Origin of the sequence: Legionella worsleiensis (assembly GCF_001467535.1) — a bacterium.
In the GTDB taxonomy this organism is placed as follows: Bacteria; Pseudomonadota; Gammaproteobacteria; order Legionellales; family Legionellaceae; genus Legionella; species Legionella worsleiensis.
Map to the genome: position 1 here is coordinate 121,982 of NZ_LNZC01000027.1, position 15,094 is coordinate 137,075.

Consider the following 15,094-nt stretch of genomic DNA (forward strand, 5'->3'; position numbering starts at 1 on the left):
TAAGGTTCGCAGTTTAATGAGCTACCTCTTAACTGTCAAGAGATTTTTATTATTTCTCGCAAATCGTCCTCTTTTTTTAAATGTACAGGGATTATTGTCAGACACTACCAAATTAAGCAGTACAATCACTGTACTGTCTAAAATAGACGGGATAACTACAAAAAGATGATAATCTGTATTTTAATGGAGCTAATGGTCTATCACTCCATGACGCAATGGCTCAGGGCAAGCGCATCTAAATTATGAACATAAATCTCCACCCTTTTGCCTACGTCCTGCGTTTTATACGCAGGATCCATGCGATCTTAGTTCAGGCAAAGATCTGGATTCTGCGCATAAAGCGCAGAACGTAGGTGTCTTGGTCTTAGATAATACGTTTATATGCGTTTACCCTGCGCAATGGCCTTAAGTATTAACAAATGGCATAAGAACAATTACTATTAACCTGGTTTTAAAATGAAAAAGCATTTGGTGACTATGAACAATATAAAACGCGGTATCAGTAATTTGATTTTCATGGGGAGATGGTTACAGCTTCCTCTATATTTTGGTCTTATCCTCATATTGGCGGCTTATGTTTATCGTTTTATTGGAGAACTCTTTGAATTAATTGTCCATCTTAATGGATTCGATGATACTCAGATTATGCTGGGCGTTTTGGATCTGATTGATGTCGTCATGATAGCTAATCTGCTTATCATGGTCGTCATGGGAGGGTATGAAACTTTTGTGTCGCATCTGCAACTTGATTCTCATCCCGATCAACCCGAATGGCTGGATCATCTCGATGCTGGGGCGATGAAGATTAAGCTGGCACTTTCGCTGATAGGTATCTCCTCCATTCATTTATTACGAACATTTATCGATCCAACTAAACTGGGTAATTTTTCAGTCATGTGGCAGGTCATCATCCACATCACCCTGATTATCTCTGCTTTGGCCATTGCCTATACAAACAAACTGCTGAGCTATTCTAAAACAGCGCAACAACAGGAACATTAATCCCCTCCTCATTAAAATCAGCAGCTCGACTTACGCCTGGCGCTTTGTCGAGCTCTGGATAATCAAATGTCATAATTCATGATAATAAAACAATGACTGACGCAAAGGGATCCTATAAAATCAAAATAATGAACTAGTCCAGCAATTAAGTTCAGTTCAATGGAGTTATTACACATTATAAGGACAGCAAAAATGACAAACTCTGCAATATGTCATGATAAAAATGATGATAACGCATTAAATACTGCTCTTCCCCCTACCCCTGCTTGCGATGAGACAATACGCACCCCACAAGAAAGCCAATACGATGCTTCCGGACTAAACAGCATCTTAGAGCAGTCGTCTAGCATCATTAACATCGATAATGTGAAGAACTCGTTAAACGAACTGGCAGAAACCCACAACGATGTTACAAAGATAAAAAAACAAATTAACACCATCGTAGAAAACATGGCAAAGAATCAAAGCATGCTGACCCGGGCCGCATTATTCTGGGGCAATGTTCCGCTTTGGCAAAAAATTGGCATCGGTTTTGTGCTTATCGCCCCTCTTCTGATCCTCGGCATTGCTCTTAATCTATTCACTCTGATTACGCTCAGCGCATTAACTCTGGTTGGTTTTATACCTGGGAGTATTATCCTGGAGAATCATTATCAGCATGATGAACAAATTACTGAGCGTTTAAAAGATGCTATGAATCATTTAGCTGAGTCCTTAATTCGTGTCATTCAAAATATGGAACAGATGTGTGATCTTTTAGGTGATGAAATAATAAAATTTCAAACAGAAAATGAACAGCTGGGTAATACAATATGTAACTTATCCGATCAAGTTATCGTGTTAACTCGCAAAGCAGAAGAACTAAGAGCAACAGAACAGGAATTACGAGCCATGCAACTGAATCTGGAGCAAACAGACCAACTTCTCAAACAAACTCTTGCAGAAAAAACGCAATTCTATGAACAAATTAAAACAGAACTAACACAGATAAATCAAAACTACGAATTAAATCAGCAAGAATTAACTCAAAAAACCATGGAATTGGAGCAAATAAAAAAAGATATGGGGCAGCAATTGGCAAATCTTAATACTGTAGCTCTGGCTTTGCAAAAAGTTGTAGAAAATTTTGCCGATCAATCCATCAAATCCGTACCTGAACGAGAGCTGTTTCAAACCAGGTTAAATGAATTTGTTACCGACAGAAAGAAAAGCCTTGAGCAAGTAACAAAACGCATTACAGAGAGCAACCAAAAACTGCAATCAGTGCAAGAACAACTTGATTCGGTTCGACATAAATATCAGGAGTTACTGAAAAAACAGGGGAGCGAAATACACCGCATAGAACAAACCCTTTCACCAAAAACAAGGAGAACTGCTGCCGCAAAAGCAAAACCGGAACGCTTGGCACCACAGAGCAATACCCATCATCTAAAGAAACTGGGGTTGCATGCAAAAAAGAAACCGCATCGTGTGGACAGGCGTCAACATCAGGAATCAGCTCAAGTAAAGGAAATATTCCCTGCCTGATTAGCCGTTAAGAAGGTTATCCTAAAACCTAAAATGAACGGTTTTCAGAATAACAAGAATGTTAGACTAAGTTGCGTGGAGCAAACAAGGGATAGATTACACGATGAACGGACACATGATTAAAAAACTCAGCCCCTTAGGTTTATTATGGATATCCTTAACCAGCATCATAGGCTCGGGATGGTTATTTGGTACCTTGTATTCAGCGCAGTTTGCAGGACCTGCCGCACTTTTAGCCTGGCCGATCGGCGGCTTTTTGCTTTTGATTCTTTCTTTATCCTATGCAGAAATTGGTACCATGTTTCCAAACAAAGACGCATTAGCGAGCCTGCCTGTGTATACCCATGGTCGTTTAACCAGCGTAATTTTGGGTGGTTTGGGATGGATTTCTTTAGCGATTATACCCGTTATTGAAACACAAGGGTTGGTTCAATACGCCAGTAATTATATCCCCGGTCTCGTAATACCTCATGGAACTCATTATCACAATACCTCTTTGGGCTCTGTGATTAATATTCTGTTGCTGTCTTGCTTCGTTTTAATTAATTATTACGGTCTTAAACTGTTTGCCCGAATCAATGCCGGCTTTACTTTCTGGAAGCTGTTCATTCCCTTGCTTACCTTGTCATCATTAATTTATAGCACCTATCATAGCAATAATTTTACTCAGTATGGTGGTTTTATGCCTTATGGTTGGGAAGGCGTCATGGCTGCCATGTCCAGTGGCGGTGTACTCTTTTCTTTGCTTGGATTCAGGCAAATTATTATTATGATGGGAGAAATAGAAAACCCGGGCAAATACGTTCCTCTGGTACTGATTAGTTCCATTATACTCACTACATTATTGTATACAGGCTTGCAATGGTCTTTTATTGGCAGTCTGGATGCTCAAGCGCTCTCCCAGGGCTGGGCCAAGCTATCATTTCCAGGAGATGCAGGGCCTTTTGCGGCTTTAGTCACTATGGCTGGATTAACCTGGCTTGGATTTTTACTTTATTTTGATGCGTTTTTATCACCCTTTTCTACTGGCTTGGTATACACCACTACAGCAGCTCATATGTTGGCCAGCATGGGGGCAACAGGTACGGCTCCAGCTGTGACAACCAAAATGAATACTTATCAGGTTCCCTGGGTAAGTCTTGTGATCAATTTTACTTTGGCAATCGTCATGTCTTTTGTCTTGCATGGTTGGCAAGAAATTTCTGCTTTTTTAGTCGCTGTATTGATGTTAAGTTATGCCGTAGGCCCTATTAGTCTCTTATGCCTGCGCCTACAAATACCTGATTACACCAGACCTTTTCGCCTGAGATTGAGCAGATTTATTGGGGCATTGGGCTTTTATGTTTGTACAGTAGGGATATACTGGTCCGGCTTTCACAGCATTAAAAAACTAATGACACTGACATGTATTGGGTTATTGTTTTATCTGTTTTATACCCACTTGATAAAAAAATCGTCACAGCAACAAGATACGGGAAATGCCATCTGGCTTGTAATCTATTTAATGGGTCTGAGTATTTTTTCATACTACGGTAACTACGGTGGCTGCCACCTGATACCAGCATATTGGGATTTAGTCTACCTGCTGGTTTTTAGCCAGGTTGTTCTTATACTCTGCGTTTTATCAAGAAAATCCAACGCCCATACAGTAGCCATGGTTTCTCGGATGGCCTGTTCTGATATTTAGAATCTCATCCAGATGTGGATGGAGATGAAAAAGGTAGTGTTGGGGCATCATCCTCAGCACTGGATTTTTTACTCGTTCGGTGTTCTGCCAGTTTGACTTTGCCCAATCGAGTACGTGCTTTTGCTGCTTCCTGGGCTTGTTCCGTCTTCATATCCAGGTCACTATCAACGGAGGATTTGGTCTTGTCCATATTTTTTGCAGTTGCTTTAGTCCAGGAGGTTGTTTTTTCTGACGATGGTTGAATTAATTCTGTCTCCTCAAGTACTTTATCCGGTTGCGATTTTTGGGATTTAATCTGTTCCAACTGCGATTTATAAAGCGCCACTTTATCCATTGATCTACTCACCATAAACTGCCCAGCTGCACTCGCTGTTGCTACAGTGACTGTATTTAAACCGTTAAACGAATTGGTTATAAGCTGGGCAGTTTTTTGTAAAACACCGGTTCGAACCGCATGTCCCACTACCCCTCCTACGCCAACAAGAAGTGTACTGGTTCCAACAAGAGCAGTAGTCACTAGTTCAACGGGGGTTGGAGCAGCGCCAAAGCGAATTAAGTTGTAGAGCATAGTCCCAACATTTTTTAACGCAAATGGCGCTCCCAAAGCAAGTGAAATGGCGCTCGCAGCAAGAGCAATAGGAGCCATTATAGGGGCTAAAGGCGGAATAAAAGCCAGTGCGGTTGCTCCTATGGCTATAAGTGATGCAACTAATGATATTTTAGAACTTATTCGTTCGCATTTGTTCACAAAGTCGGAGTAGCTACGTGATGGCTTATCGGCATATTGAAAGTTAAAATCGTTTGCCTGATAGTAAAAATCTTTGGTCTTGGCTAAGTTGTACAATAACTCGTTTTTTTTCGCTTCAGGTAATGAAGAAACTTTTACCTCTTTTTTAATAGCGGCAAGCTCATCATCAAAAGCTTTACGTCTTTTCAACGTATCCAGTTTGGATGAGCCGTGTTGAATACCTTCTTTGTCAATTAGCACGTTTAAATGGTCCAAACGAGTGTGGATGAGATCCGTATCATCTCCTAATTTTCTATTTCTGTTGCACTCCCTGGTTTTATCTAAAAAATGAAGTGCCGCAGATTGAGCGAACAGTATTTGACCAAACAGAGTAATACTCTCAAGTTGTTCCATTCTGATTCGCTTTTCTTTTGACGTTCCGCTACAAGAGCTTATCTCATTCTTGAGCTCGTTAATCCACTCCTTGTGCTTAGGATCCAGTTCAAAATCCAAGCGAGTCGATGGGGTTGAGATACGCAAAGGCTCAGCCATAAACTCAGGCCCCAAAATTGAAATTTGTTGCGCAAATTCATTATCTGGCAATATGTTGCGCAGTTGTTTAACAACTTTGACCGATATCGATTCATAATCACTCTTGTCTAACCTGACTTTCATAGAGTAATTCCCCGAAAATTACCTGCTTATAGATTAATCATAGCACATACCAACCTCTACTCTGGGCCTATAACACGGATGAATTTACACCAACTTTACAATTTAAAAGTCAAAATGAAAAAATGAAAAACCGACAATCAATTTTTTTTCTTTACAGGCTTGTGTCGTGTTTTTAAATTTGATTTAATCCCGTCGTTGGCTTAAACACCAGTATGGAAAAATAGTAGGCTTAATTGACTCATAAGATTCAGTTAATCTGGATGACTGCAAGTTAGAAACTATGGAAAAACGGATGATGTCTAGCGATCTGGCAATTTATTTGAGTAAACAACTACTCTGGCACACCTTACTTATTGCCGCACCAATTATTCTTACAGCCCTGATTTGCGGCCTTGTTGTATCCATCCTTCAGGTGGTCACTCAAATACAAGATTCTACCCTAAGCTTTGTGCCAAAAATATTGGCTGTTGTACTCATGTTGATGCTTTGCGGTGAATGGATGCTGCATACCTTGATTGAATTTGCGCAAGGAATTTTCTTCAGCATTCCTGGGATAATCAAATCATGACTCTTTCTGTAGCCTGGTTAACCCAATTATTACTTATCACCATTCGTCTGGGGACAGTTTTACTGTTTACTCCCATTCAGGCAATCCGACAACTCCCCATAACCATCAGACTGCTTTTACTATTTAGTATCAGCGTTCTGATGACTTCTAACTTAAAGGAGTATGCGTCATTTGATGAATCAAAACTTATCCTGGGAGGCATAGCCGAATTTGCCAATGGTGTCATACTCGCATCAGGGTTATTTGCCGCTTTTGCAGTATTTCAAATTGCGGGGCAATTAATCGATAATGAAACAGGACTTAATTCACTGGCACTGTTTAACCCTGCTGAGCACAGCCAGGATCCTTTATCAAGCCGGCTGATATCCATGTTAGCGGTATTATTTTTCTTTAACCTTGATGCTCATCTTTTATTATTGAAAGGATTATCTTATTCCTTCATCATTATTCCACCGGGAACTATTGCTCTTTTTCCTGGATTTACTCCGGTTATCAAACAATTTGGTTTTATGTTTACTGTGGGTTTCATGATTGCAAGCCCTGTAATCCTGGCATTATTGGCTATAGATTTATTCGGTGGGCTTATTACACGTAACATTCCCCAAATAAATACCTATTTTCTGATCCTTCCTCTTAAAATCTGTCTCGGTTTATTTTTGCTTTCCCTAATGTTGGGAAGCCTTTACCCTATTGTTAACGAAGTGTTTGAGTTGTGTTTTCAAACATGGCAGGAGCTGATGTCATGAGTGAAAAAACAGAACAGCCCACATCTTACAAGTTACAAAAAGCAAAAGAAAAAGGCCAGGCCAGCAAAAGTATTGAATTAACCACCTGCATTGCTCTATTTGTCATGCTGGGAATGATCAGCGCCTTATGGCCCAGGAAGTTGCAAGAATTAAAGTTGATTTTTAAGCACATACTCAACCTCGCCGGACATGCGCGCCTAAACACTGACAACATTATACACCTCCATCAATTCATTCTGGCGCAATTAATTAACTTATGGCTACCCTTTGCGCTGGCAAGCGGTCTAACCATAGTTTTGTGCTCTTTGGCGCAAACTGGAATCATTTGGTCTACAGTACCCCTGACACCCGATTTTAAACGCCTGAGTTTAACGCAAGGTTTTAAAAAACTTTTTTCGATCAAGACAGGCGTTGATGCACTAAAAAATTCCTGCAAATTAGGTTTAACCTTCCTTGTTTTACTGATTCTTATTAAAACTCATTTGCCCCATATCCTGAGCTTAACACGAACCAGCCCTTTGGAGGCTCCCGAGTTCATGATGTCATTTTTAATAAAAATGGCTCTTCCCGTTCTAACCATGCTTTTAGTCATTGCATTTTTTGACCGATTTTTTATGCGTTGGAAATTTCATAAAGACCAAAGAATGAGCAAACAGGATATCAAAGATGAATACAAACAAAGAGAAGGCGATCCAAAAATCAAAAGCAAGATCAAACAACTACAGCATCAACTAAGACAAAAAACCAACTCTTTGAGCGCAGTAAAACATGCAGATGTTGTAGTAACCAATCCCACTCATATTGCCATTGCGCTTCAGTACGATCGCAATTCCATGCCTGCCCCTAAAGTCGTTTGTAAGGCCACAGGTGAAATGGTCGGAGAAGTAAAAAAAATAGCTCGAAAGTTTAATATCCCCATCATAGAACACAAGCCACTGGCTCGTATTTTGTACCAGACTATAGAATTAAACCAATGGATTTCAAAAGATCTATATCCTGCTACAGCCGCTGTCTTTAGAGAACTTTACGATCTTGGAAGAAGACATGACTGCTAAATCCAGTTTTATGCAAAACAGCAGTGAACTAATCATGATAGCATTTGCGACCGGAATCCTGTTCATTCTTTTTATTCCTATACCAGCAACGCTACTGGATTTTCTGCTCATAATTAACTTCAGTTGGGCCTTGACCATATTATTACTAACCTTTTATACCGATAAACCATTAAGTTTTTCAACTTTTCCTGCCTTATTGCTCATTTCCACCCTTTTTCGGCTGGCGCTCAATATATCAGCCACCCGCCTGATTCTGGCAGATGGTGACGCTGGAAAAGTCATTCAGGCTATGGGGCATTACGTCATTCATGGCAATTACGTCATGGGGCTGGTTGTTTTTTTAATTCTTATTATTGTGCAATTTATAGTAGTCACCAATGGCGCACAGCGTGTGGCAGAAGTTGCTGCACGGTTTACCTTAGACAGTATGCCCGGAAAACAAATGAGTATAGATGCTGATTTAAACATGGGCAGCATTTCACAAAGCGACGCCAAGACCAGACGAGCGCAAATCGAAAAAGAAGCGAATTTTTATGGTGCCATGGATGGAGCCAGCAAATTTGTCAAAGGAGATGCAATAGCAGGCATACTTATTATTCTCGTTGACATCATCGGCGGATTGGCTATTGGTCTTATCCAAAAAGGATTGAGTTTTTCTGAATCAATTCAAACCTATACACTACTCACCGTTGGTGATGGGCTTGTGACCCAGATTCCAGCACTGATCATATCTACTGCTACAGGAATAATAGTTACCCGAGCCGCTACGGATGCACAATTAGGCAGTGAAGTTGCCAGGCAAATAGGCGCTTATCCTAAAAGTTTAATTATGGTGTGCTTTAGTTTGACCGCCCTTTTATTCGTAAAAGGAATTCCGGCTGTTCCAGTGCTAGTCATTCTGGGTCTATTTACCGGCTCTACCTGGTTTGCGATTAAAGCGAACAAATCAGTGGCAATTGAAGAATCAGAAGAAGACCTCTATGAAAAAATTCAGATCCATCCAATCGAGCTCAACCTCAACAAAGAACTCTATAGCCAGTTAATTCATTATGAAAAAAACGTGCTTGATGCCATTGAAGTCATTAGAGAGCGTATCGCTTTTGACTTAGGTTTTGTCATTCCTGAAGTTAAAATCAAAACAGATAAAAAACTGGGATACCCTTTGTACTGTATTGGCATTCAAGGTAACACCAACAAAACACACTCGCTTCATCTGGATAGAGTTTTGGCTATTGTGTCCTCACGTAGCAAAAATGCATCATTACCCGTTGGAATTGAAGTACACGATCCCAGCTATGGTCTTCCTGCTGCATGGATTGAGCCTTCATCCAAACACGAGGCAGCAGAGCAGGGCTTTACCCTTTGTGATCCCCTTATAGTATTGACTACTCATCTTAATGAAACTATTTACTCTCACATTTCTGATTTATTAAGCCGTACAGAAACAGAAACATTACTATTACAACCCAAAGTCAAATCGCTAAGTGATGAATTAATTCCCGCCCTTTTACCCTTGGGTCAAGTTCAACGCATACTACAAAACCTGCTTAAAGAAAAAGTATCTATTCGCAATTTAGGACAAATATTGGAAATTTTGTTAGAACATGCCAAGAAGATACCTGATCCGGTTCAACTGACTGAACTGGTACGATCTGGTTTGGCAGTGTGTATTTGCCAGAAACTGCTCATTAATCAGGAAAGTTTACACGTCCTGACTCTTGAGTCCGGTCTGGAACAAAAACTCAATCAAAACATTATTAACAACGATTTTTTTTCATTGGAGCCTGGCTTAACCGAACGCTTGATAACTTCATTAGCGCATCAAGTAGAGCAGATGCTGGGTGAACGTAAACGTCCTGTCTTACTGTGCTCATCCCAATTAAGACGGCATTTAAAACAATTAACACAAAGAGTAATTCCTCATTTAACCGTACTGGCCATGAATGAAATACCGGTCAATGTGCAAGTGGAATCCTTTGGTATTGTCAAATAAGGAAATACAATGCTAGACGCTATATCAGCAACACAATTCGCAATGGAACTGGATCAGTTAAAGCTACAATCCATAAGTCAGAATATTGCGAATATGAATACCCCTGGATTTAAAAGGCAACTGGCAGAAAGTACTGGCTTTGATGAACAGCTGGAGCCTCAAATAATGCATACCATGCAGCAGATTCACCAAACACAAATACACACCCAAGGTACACTAATCCAAACTCATAAAACCAGTGATTTTGCCCTGACTGGCAACAGTTATTTTCAGGTTCAAGGCGAACAAGGAATTTTCTATACCCGACGCGGTGATTTTCAAATTAACAGTCATGGGGAATTATGCACTGCTACAGGTGAAACCTTGCTAGGTGCAGGGGGTACCATAAAAGTAGACGACAACAGTTTTACTGTAGATGCCCAAGGCAGTCTTTACATAGACCATCATAAAGTAGATCAACTCAATGTAGTACAGTTTGATCACCCTCAATCGCTTGAATATGCAGGTAATGGACTTTACCAAACCAATGAATCGCCCTATCCCTGTGATGGCAGCACCCGTGTATTACAAGGCTTTATTGAGCAATCAAATGTTAAATCCATTGATGAAATGATGGATATGATAAAAACCTCTCGTCATTTTGAGGCCAGCCAACGAATCATGCGCACCGCAGACAATCTATTATCAACCGCAATTAATCAGTTAGGAGAAGGAAATGTCTGACGCACTTTCAATTGCCGCAAGCGGTCTTAAATCAGAGGAATTTTACATTGATAAAATCGCTAATGATGTAGCGAATCTCAATACTGCAAATTATAAAGCCACTAAAATAACTTTTGAGGACGTATTGTATCAGAACATACAAAGTGAACAGTCTTTATTTAACAACCACTCCGCTATAAAACTGGGGTTAGGTACAGCTGTTTACAAATCAGGCAAGGATTTCACTACCGGCCCTTTAAAATCAACCAATAACTGGAATGATGTAGCCATAGATGGCGTGGGTTTTTTTCAAATAATGAATAAGGATGGCACTATTGCTTACACCCGAAACTCAACTTTGAGCATCGATTCAGACCGCTATTTGACCACACATGATGGATTAAGATTGGCAGACAACATTCAGATCCCTGATGATTTTACCAAAATAACCATTCAAGCCAATGGTGATGTAGAAGCCATCCTGAGTGATGAACAAGAACCGCAATTACTTGGCACCATTCAACTAGCCAAATTTATCAATCCAGAAACCTTAAACCCAATAGGTGCGGGAATTTATCTACCCAGCGATGAGTCAGGTGATCCACTCACCGACAACCCAGGAAGTAGCGGGCTCGGAGCCTTAGTGCAACACCAGATTGAAGGTTCTAATGTTGACATGGTGGACTCTCTAATGCAGTTAACCATGGCACAACGCATTTATCAATTAAACGCAAAAGCAGTACAGATTGCAGATGAACTGGAAAAACTAACTAATGAAATTCGTGATTAAGTTAATGATTTGTTCAGTCTTTTATGTTCCGGCTTATGCAAAGGCCGTGATGTTTTTTCAAAAACATATTACACCTAATGCCAGAATTCTGGGTGATGTTGTTTCGATCACTAATGACGAAAACAAACTGATGCAAATCCCTTTAGACAGTCACCCAAATCCTGGCGAAACCATAAACAAAAAACAAATTATAGAATGGATAACTCAAAAAAAAGGGGCAATAGACATTAAATGGCAAGGAAAAAGTACAACACTGGTGCAACAAAAAATTCAGACTACTGGAGATGAACTTCGCCATAAAGCGCAAACTGAATTAGAACATCGACTCAAAAACAAGTACGACTCCATCACCCTGATTCCCAAGGGACAGGTTAAAGACAGTGAGTTTCCGCTAGCGGAATTTCATACAGAACTTCCAGAGTCAGACCTGCCAGCACAGCAAATTTGCGTCATGCTCATCCATGGCAAACGCTCTGTACCCGTATGGTTCAAAGTAAGCGCCTTTCAAAACGTCCTGGTAGCAAAAAACTCCATGAAGAGCAGAACTCGGTTACATCAAAGCGATTTTATTCTTGAGAAGCGCAATATTGCGGGTTTAAAAAACAAACCACTTACCCAACTACCTAAAGATTTTTGGCTAAAAAATTCCATCAAAACCCACCAGATTTTAAAAATAAGTGATGTTGCTCCTGTACCTCAAATTATCAGAGGACAACGAGTTAAAATTACCGTATTTAACAAAGGTATTTTCTTACGTTCAGAAGCTATAGCGCAACATGATGGCTATACCGGTCAATTCGTTAGGATGAAAAATCCATTGTCCGATAAATATTTCGTAGCGCAGGTTATCGCACCGCATCAAGCGGAGATTTCATCATGAGCCGATTAATCATTAAATTATTAATGGTGTTTTTTTTACTCAAATCGACCTGGGCAGTTAATTTATTCAATGAAGAAATCTATCGTCCCTTGATCGCCGATCGGGTTGCCTCCTTGCCGGGAGATATACTCACCGTTATTGTTTTAGAAACATCTAACGCCCAGACCAGTGCGGATCTCTCATCAGGAAAAGAAATAAAATCCGCTTTGGAAGTCGGATACAACAAAGACAATCACGAAGTTGAATTTGGCTTGAAAGGCAAAGGAAAAACAGCAGCAAAAACAGGACGCAATGGCAAAATCAAAGCATCTTTAACAGTACAAATTAAACAAATATTTCCCAACAATACCTATCTTGTTGAAGGCATGCAAACCATAACCATCAATGGAGAAGAACAACATATTCTACTAAGCGGTATAGTCAGACCCGAAGACATCAGCCCACAAAATACTCTGCTCTCTACTCGTCTAGCAGATGCTCATATTACCTATGCGGGGAACGGCTCAGTTTCTGACTCGCAGACACGCAACTATTTCTATAAAATTCTTTCCTTTGTAGGGTTAGTCTAATGAATAAAATAATAATTTTTATACTTTGTGTCATTTCATTAACTCAGCAACACAGCTCTTACTCTGCAGTTGTATTGAAATCATTGGCTCGTCTCTCTGGTTTGCAGGAAAACCCCATTAGCGGTTATGGATTGGTTATAGGACTGGCCGGCTCAGGAGATTCCCGAAGAAATAAGGATACCACCCAGGCCATCTCAAATTTATTGAGAACTTTTGGCGTCAACATAAACCCCAATGAAATCAACAGCAGAAATACAGCAACAGTAATTGTTACAGCCAACCTCCCTTCCTATGCTCATCAAGGTGATAAAATAGACATTAACGTCGCTTCGCTTGGTGATGCAAGAAGCCTACTGGGGGGCACCCTATTGGTAACGCCACTAAAAGGAGCTGACGACAGAGTATATGCACTAGCCCAAGGCCCAATATCCATAGGTGGTTTCAAATACGATCTTTACGGTAATGTAATTCAAAAAAATCACCCTACTACAGGTTTGATTCCTGGAGGAGCGGTTGTTGAAAAAACGCTTTACAATGATGTTGTCGATAAAACAGGGGATCTTCATTTAATTTTAAATCACCCTGATTTTACTACCGCCGATCACATAGAAGCAGCAATCAACAAAAAATTTGGCAACAATACTGCTTTGGCACGCTCTGCCCAGGATATTGAAATTCATCCACCGCAGACTTACAGAAAACGCTTTATTCGTTTTGTAAGTCAGCTGGAACATTTGGAAATTATACCAGATCATCTTCCTACCATCGTAGTTAATGAGCGAACAGGCGTTGTAGTAGCCGGAGCTGATGTACAAATTGACGCAGTCACCATATCGCATGGCAATCTGCAAATCGCCATTGCTACTGACTTCAATGTGTCGCAGCCTACCCTTATCCAAAATATGGGCAAACAGGTACGCACAACCGTTACCCCATCGACCAATATCAATGTTAGAGAATCTACTGCTCAAGCAGTTAATCTCAATCAGGGAGCAACAGTTGCTGACCTGATTACGGCGTTAACCAAAGTACAAACGTCAACTCGAGACATTATTGCCATTTTGCAAAGTTTACAACGGGCTGGAGCCTTACATGCTGAACTGGTGATTCAATAAGGAAACTGCAATGAACTCAGACTCAACTATAGAACTGGTACGCTTGGCGTTAGATGCATCGTTGATGCGTCAAACGGCTATAGCCAATAATATTGCCAACATCAACAGCGCAAATTATCAAACTGTGGAGGTTAATTTTGAACAACAACTCAAAGAAATACATCTGAGTACTGGTACAGAAGAACTGTCTGCTGTCAAACCCCATTATCAGTTGAGTGAACACCAGTCTTCTATAGACGAACAAATGGCGTTTAACGTCCAAAATATGACTCACTATCGTGCCCTGATCAAAGGTTTAAATCAAAAACTGGCGATCATGAAGCTGGCTTTACAAGGAACAAACCAATAATGAGATACGATCACATTTACGCCATTGCTACTGAAGCCATGAATGCCGAAAAGCTTCGTGTTGATGTTGTAGCAAATAACATTGCCAATCAACATTCCATAAAAAGCACAGATGGATCATTATTTCAGCCTAGCCAGGTAGTAACCACCGCTAAGCCCTTCACTGCTTTATTGGAAGGTGAGGAAGCAGGATTTGATTCTGTTGATGTAATTTCCAGAGAGATACCACCAAACAAAGTCTATCAACCCGCTCATCCTGCAGCAGACAAGCAAGGTTATGTTACCTACCCGGGGATAAGTACTATTGACGAAATGACCACGCTTTTACGTGCATCTCGTGCCTATGAAGCAAACATTAAAATCATGAATACGGCGCACAGTTTGTACTTACAAGCTCTGAGTATTGGAGAAGATAGATGAATATTAGTCCAGTAAATAATCTGTTGTTAAGCACAACTCCATCGGCAGTTGAGGGTTTTGAACCGCCCACTCTTACGTTTTCCAGCTGGGTAGAAGAAAAAATAGCCCAAACCAATGACCAACTCAATGCCGCAGATAAAGCCTTGACTGAATTAGCCAGCGGTCATGCAGAGAATTTGCATCAGACTATGATTACCCTTGAGCAAGCAAAACTATCATTCCAATACCTGGAACAAATTCGCAATCGACTGATGACTGCCTATCAAGAATTATTAAGAGAGCAAATCTAA

General features: G+C 40.4%; 16 protein-coding genes. 15 read left to right on the forward strand and 1 reads right to left on the reverse strand.

Going from position 1 to position 15,094, the window contains the following annotated elements; all coding sequences use genetic code 11:
• Nucleotides 1-477 precede the first annotated feature (477 nt).
• The 3 genes from Lwor_RS10105 to Lwor_RS10115 all read left to right on the forward strand — a co-directional run bounded on the left by Lwor_RS10105 (nt 478) and on the right by Lwor_RS10115 (nt 4,216).
• Nucleotides 478-1,002: a TIGR00645 family protein gene (locus tag Lwor_RS10105; protein WP_058493985.1), complete on the forward strand. Its 525-nt coding sequence runs from the start codon at nt 478-480 to the stop codon at nt 1,000-1,002.
• A gap of 192 nt (nt 1,003-1,194) precedes the next feature.
• Nucleotides 1,195-2,529, forward strand: a complete 1,335-nt coding sequence (locus tag Lwor_RS10110) for a LegC2/C7 family Dot/Icm T4SS effector (protein WP_058493756.1) — start codon at nt 1,195-1,197, stop codon at nt 2,527-2,529.
• Nucleotides 2,530-2,644: 115 nt separating this feature from the next.
• A complete protein-coding gene (locus Lwor_RS10115) occupies nt 2,645-4,216 on the forward strand; it encodes an APC family permease (protein WP_058493986.1) in 1,572 nt (523 codons plus the stop codon).
• A 4-nt stretch (nt 4,217-4,220) separates the two neighbouring features.
• On the opposite strand, the gene Lwor_RS10120 is transcribed toward Lwor_RS10115, so the two are convergent.
• On the reverse strand, nt 4,221-5,618 hold the full coding sequence (locus tag Lwor_RS10120) for a hypothetical protein (protein WP_058493757.1): 1,398 nt from the start codon (nt 5,616-5,618) through the stop codon (nt 4,221-4,223).
• A 292-nt stretch (nt 5,619-5,910) separates the two neighbouring features.
• Here Lwor_RS10120 and fliQ point away from each other — a divergent pair, with 292 nt between their 5' ends.
• The 12 genes from fliQ to fliE are packed head-to-tail and all read left to right on the forward strand — an operon-like array spanning nt 5,911 to nt 15,094.
• Nucleotides 5,911-6,186 carry a flagellar biosynthesis protein FliQ gene (gene fliQ / locus Lwor_RS10125; RefSeq protein WP_238584654.1) on the forward strand — a complete coding sequence of 92 codons (276 nt, stop codon included), beginning with the start codon at nt 5,911-5,913 and terminating at the stop codon, nt 6,184-6,186.
• On the forward strand, nt 6,183-6,932 hold the full coding sequence (locus tag Lwor_RS10130; RefSeq protein ID WP_058493758.1) for a flagellar biosynthetic protein FliR: 750 nt from the start codon (nt 6,183-6,185) through the stop codon (nt 6,930-6,932). Before fliQ ends, Lwor_RS10130 begins: the two co-directional genes overlap by 4 nt.
• Nucleotides 6,929-7,987 carry an EscU/YscU/HrcU family type III secretion system export apparatus switch protein gene (locus Lwor_RS10135; protein WP_058493759.1) on the forward strand — a complete coding sequence of 353 codons (1,059 nt, stop codon included), beginning with the start codon at nt 6,929-6,931 and terminating at the stop codon, nt 7,985-7,987. The genes Lwor_RS10130 and Lwor_RS10135 overlap by 4 nt, the downstream gene beginning before the upstream one ends.
• On the forward strand, nt 7,977-9,980 hold the full coding sequence (locus Lwor_RS10140; RefSeq protein ID WP_058493760.1) for a flagellar biosynthesis protein FlhA: 2,004 nt from the start codon (nt 7,977-7,979) through the stop codon (nt 9,978-9,980). Before Lwor_RS10135 ends, Lwor_RS10140 begins: the two co-directional genes overlap by 11 nt.
• Before the next feature lie 9 nt (nt 9,981-9,989).
• On the forward strand, nt 9,990-10,703 hold the full coding sequence (locus Lwor_RS10145; RefSeq protein ID WP_058493761.1) for a flagellar hook-basal body protein: 714 nt from the start codon (nt 9,990-9,992) through the stop codon (nt 10,701-10,703).
• Nucleotides 10,696-11,472 (forward strand): flagellar hook-basal body protein, encoded by a 777-nt coding sequence (locus tag Lwor_RS10150; RefSeq protein WP_058493762.1) that lies wholly within the window; start codon nt 10,696-10,698, stop codon nt 11,470-11,472. Before Lwor_RS10145 ends, Lwor_RS10150 begins: the two co-directional genes overlap by 8 nt.
• On the forward strand, nt 11,456-12,352 hold the full coding sequence (gene flgA / locus Lwor_RS10155; RefSeq protein ID WP_058493763.1) for a flagellar basal body P-ring formation chaperone FlgA: 897 nt from the start codon (nt 11,456-11,458) through the stop codon (nt 12,350-12,352). The genes Lwor_RS10150 and flgA overlap by 17 nt, the downstream gene beginning before the upstream one ends.
• Nucleotides 12,349-12,921 (forward strand): flagellar basal body L-ring protein FlgH, encoded by a 573-nt coding sequence (locus Lwor_RS10160; protein WP_058493764.1) that lies wholly within the window; start codon nt 12,349-12,351, stop codon nt 12,919-12,921. The genes flgA and Lwor_RS10160 overlap by 4 nt, the downstream gene beginning before the upstream one ends.
• Nucleotides 12,921-14,036, forward strand: coding sequence for a flagellar basal body P-ring protein FlgI (locus Lwor_RS10165; protein ID WP_058493765.1), 1,116 nt, complete (start codon nt 12,921-12,923; stop codon nt 14,034-14,036). Before Lwor_RS10160 ends, Lwor_RS10165 begins: the two co-directional genes overlap by 1 nt.
• 10 nt (nt 14,037-14,046) lie before the next feature.
• Nucleotides 14,047-14,385 (forward strand): hypothetical protein, encoded by a 339-nt coding sequence (locus Lwor_RS10170; RefSeq protein ID WP_058493766.1) that lies wholly within the window; start codon nt 14,047-14,049, stop codon nt 14,383-14,385.
• Entirely contained in the window at nt 14,385-14,804 is a 420-nt protein-coding gene (gene flgC / locus Lwor_RS10175) for a flagellar basal body rod protein FlgC (protein WP_058493767.1), read from the forward strand. The genes Lwor_RS10170 and flgC overlap by 1 nt, the downstream gene beginning before the upstream one ends.
• A complete protein-coding gene (fliE, locus tag Lwor_RS10180) occupies nt 14,801-15,094 on the forward strand; it encodes a flagellar hook-basal body complex protein FliE (RefSeq protein WP_058493768.1) in 294 nt (97 codons plus the stop codon). Before flgC ends, fliE begins: the two co-directional genes overlap by 4 nt.

Bases quoted from the DNA above. Each gene is read 5' to 3' on its own strand.
- fliQ (WP_238584654.1), top strand. From the start codon at position 5,911: ATGATGTCTAGCGATCTGGCAATTTATTTGAGTAAACAACTACTCTGG.
- flgC (WP_058493767.1), top strand. From the start codon at position 14,385: ATGAGATACGATCACATTTACGCCATTGCTACTGAAGCCATGAATGCC.
- Lwor_RS10110 (WP_058493756.1), top strand. From the start codon at position 1,195: ATGACAAACTCTGCAATATGTCATGATAAAAATGATGATAACGCATTA.
- Lwor_RS10135 (WP_058493759.1), top strand. From the start codon at position 6,929: ATGAGTGAAAAAACAGAACAGCCCACATCTTACAAGTTACAAAAAGCA.
- Lwor_RS10115 (WP_058493986.1), top strand. From the start codon at position 2,645: ATGATTAAAAAACTCAGCCCCTTAGGTTTATTATGGATATCCTTAACC.
- Lwor_RS10105 (WP_058493985.1), top strand. From the start codon at position 478: ATGAACAATATAAAACGCGGTATCAGTAATTTGATTTTCATGGGGAGA.
- flgA (WP_058493763.1), top strand. From the start codon at position 11,456: ATGAAATTCGTGATTAAGTTAATGATTTGTTCAGTCTTTTATGTTCCG.
- Lwor_RS10140 (WP_058493760.1), top strand. From the start codon at position 7,977: ATGACTGCTAAATCCAGTTTTATGCAAAACAGCAGTGAACTAATCATG.
- Lwor_RS10150 (WP_058493762.1), top strand. From the start codon at position 10,696: ATGTCTGACGCACTTTCAATTGCCGCAAGCGGTCTTAAATCAGAGGAA.
- Lwor_RS10170 (WP_058493766.1), top strand. From the start codon at position 14,047: ATGAACTCAGACTCAACTATAGAACTGGTACGCTTGGCGTTAGATGCA.
- fliE (WP_058493768.1), top strand. From the start codon at position 14,801: ATGAATATTAGTCCAGTAAATAATCTGTTGTTAAGCACAACTCCATCG.
- Lwor_RS10145 (WP_058493761.1), top strand. From the start codon at position 9,990: ATGCTAGACGCTATATCAGCAACACAATTCGCAATGGAACTGGATCAG.
- Lwor_RS10160 (WP_058493764.1), top strand. From the start codon at position 12,349: ATGAGCCGATTAATCATTAAATTATTAATGGTGTTTTTTTTACTCAAA.
- Lwor_RS10165 (WP_058493765.1), top strand. From the start codon at position 12,921: ATGAATAAAATAATAATTTTTATACTTTGTGTCATTTCATTAACTCAG.
- Lwor_RS10130 (WP_058493758.1), top strand. From the start codon at position 6,183: ATGACTCTTTCTGTAGCCTGGTTAACCCAATTATTACTTATCACCATT.
- Lwor_RS10120 (WP_058493757.1), bottom strand. From the start codon at position 5,618: ATGAAAGTCAGGTTAGACAAGAGTGATTATGAATCGATATCGGTCAAA.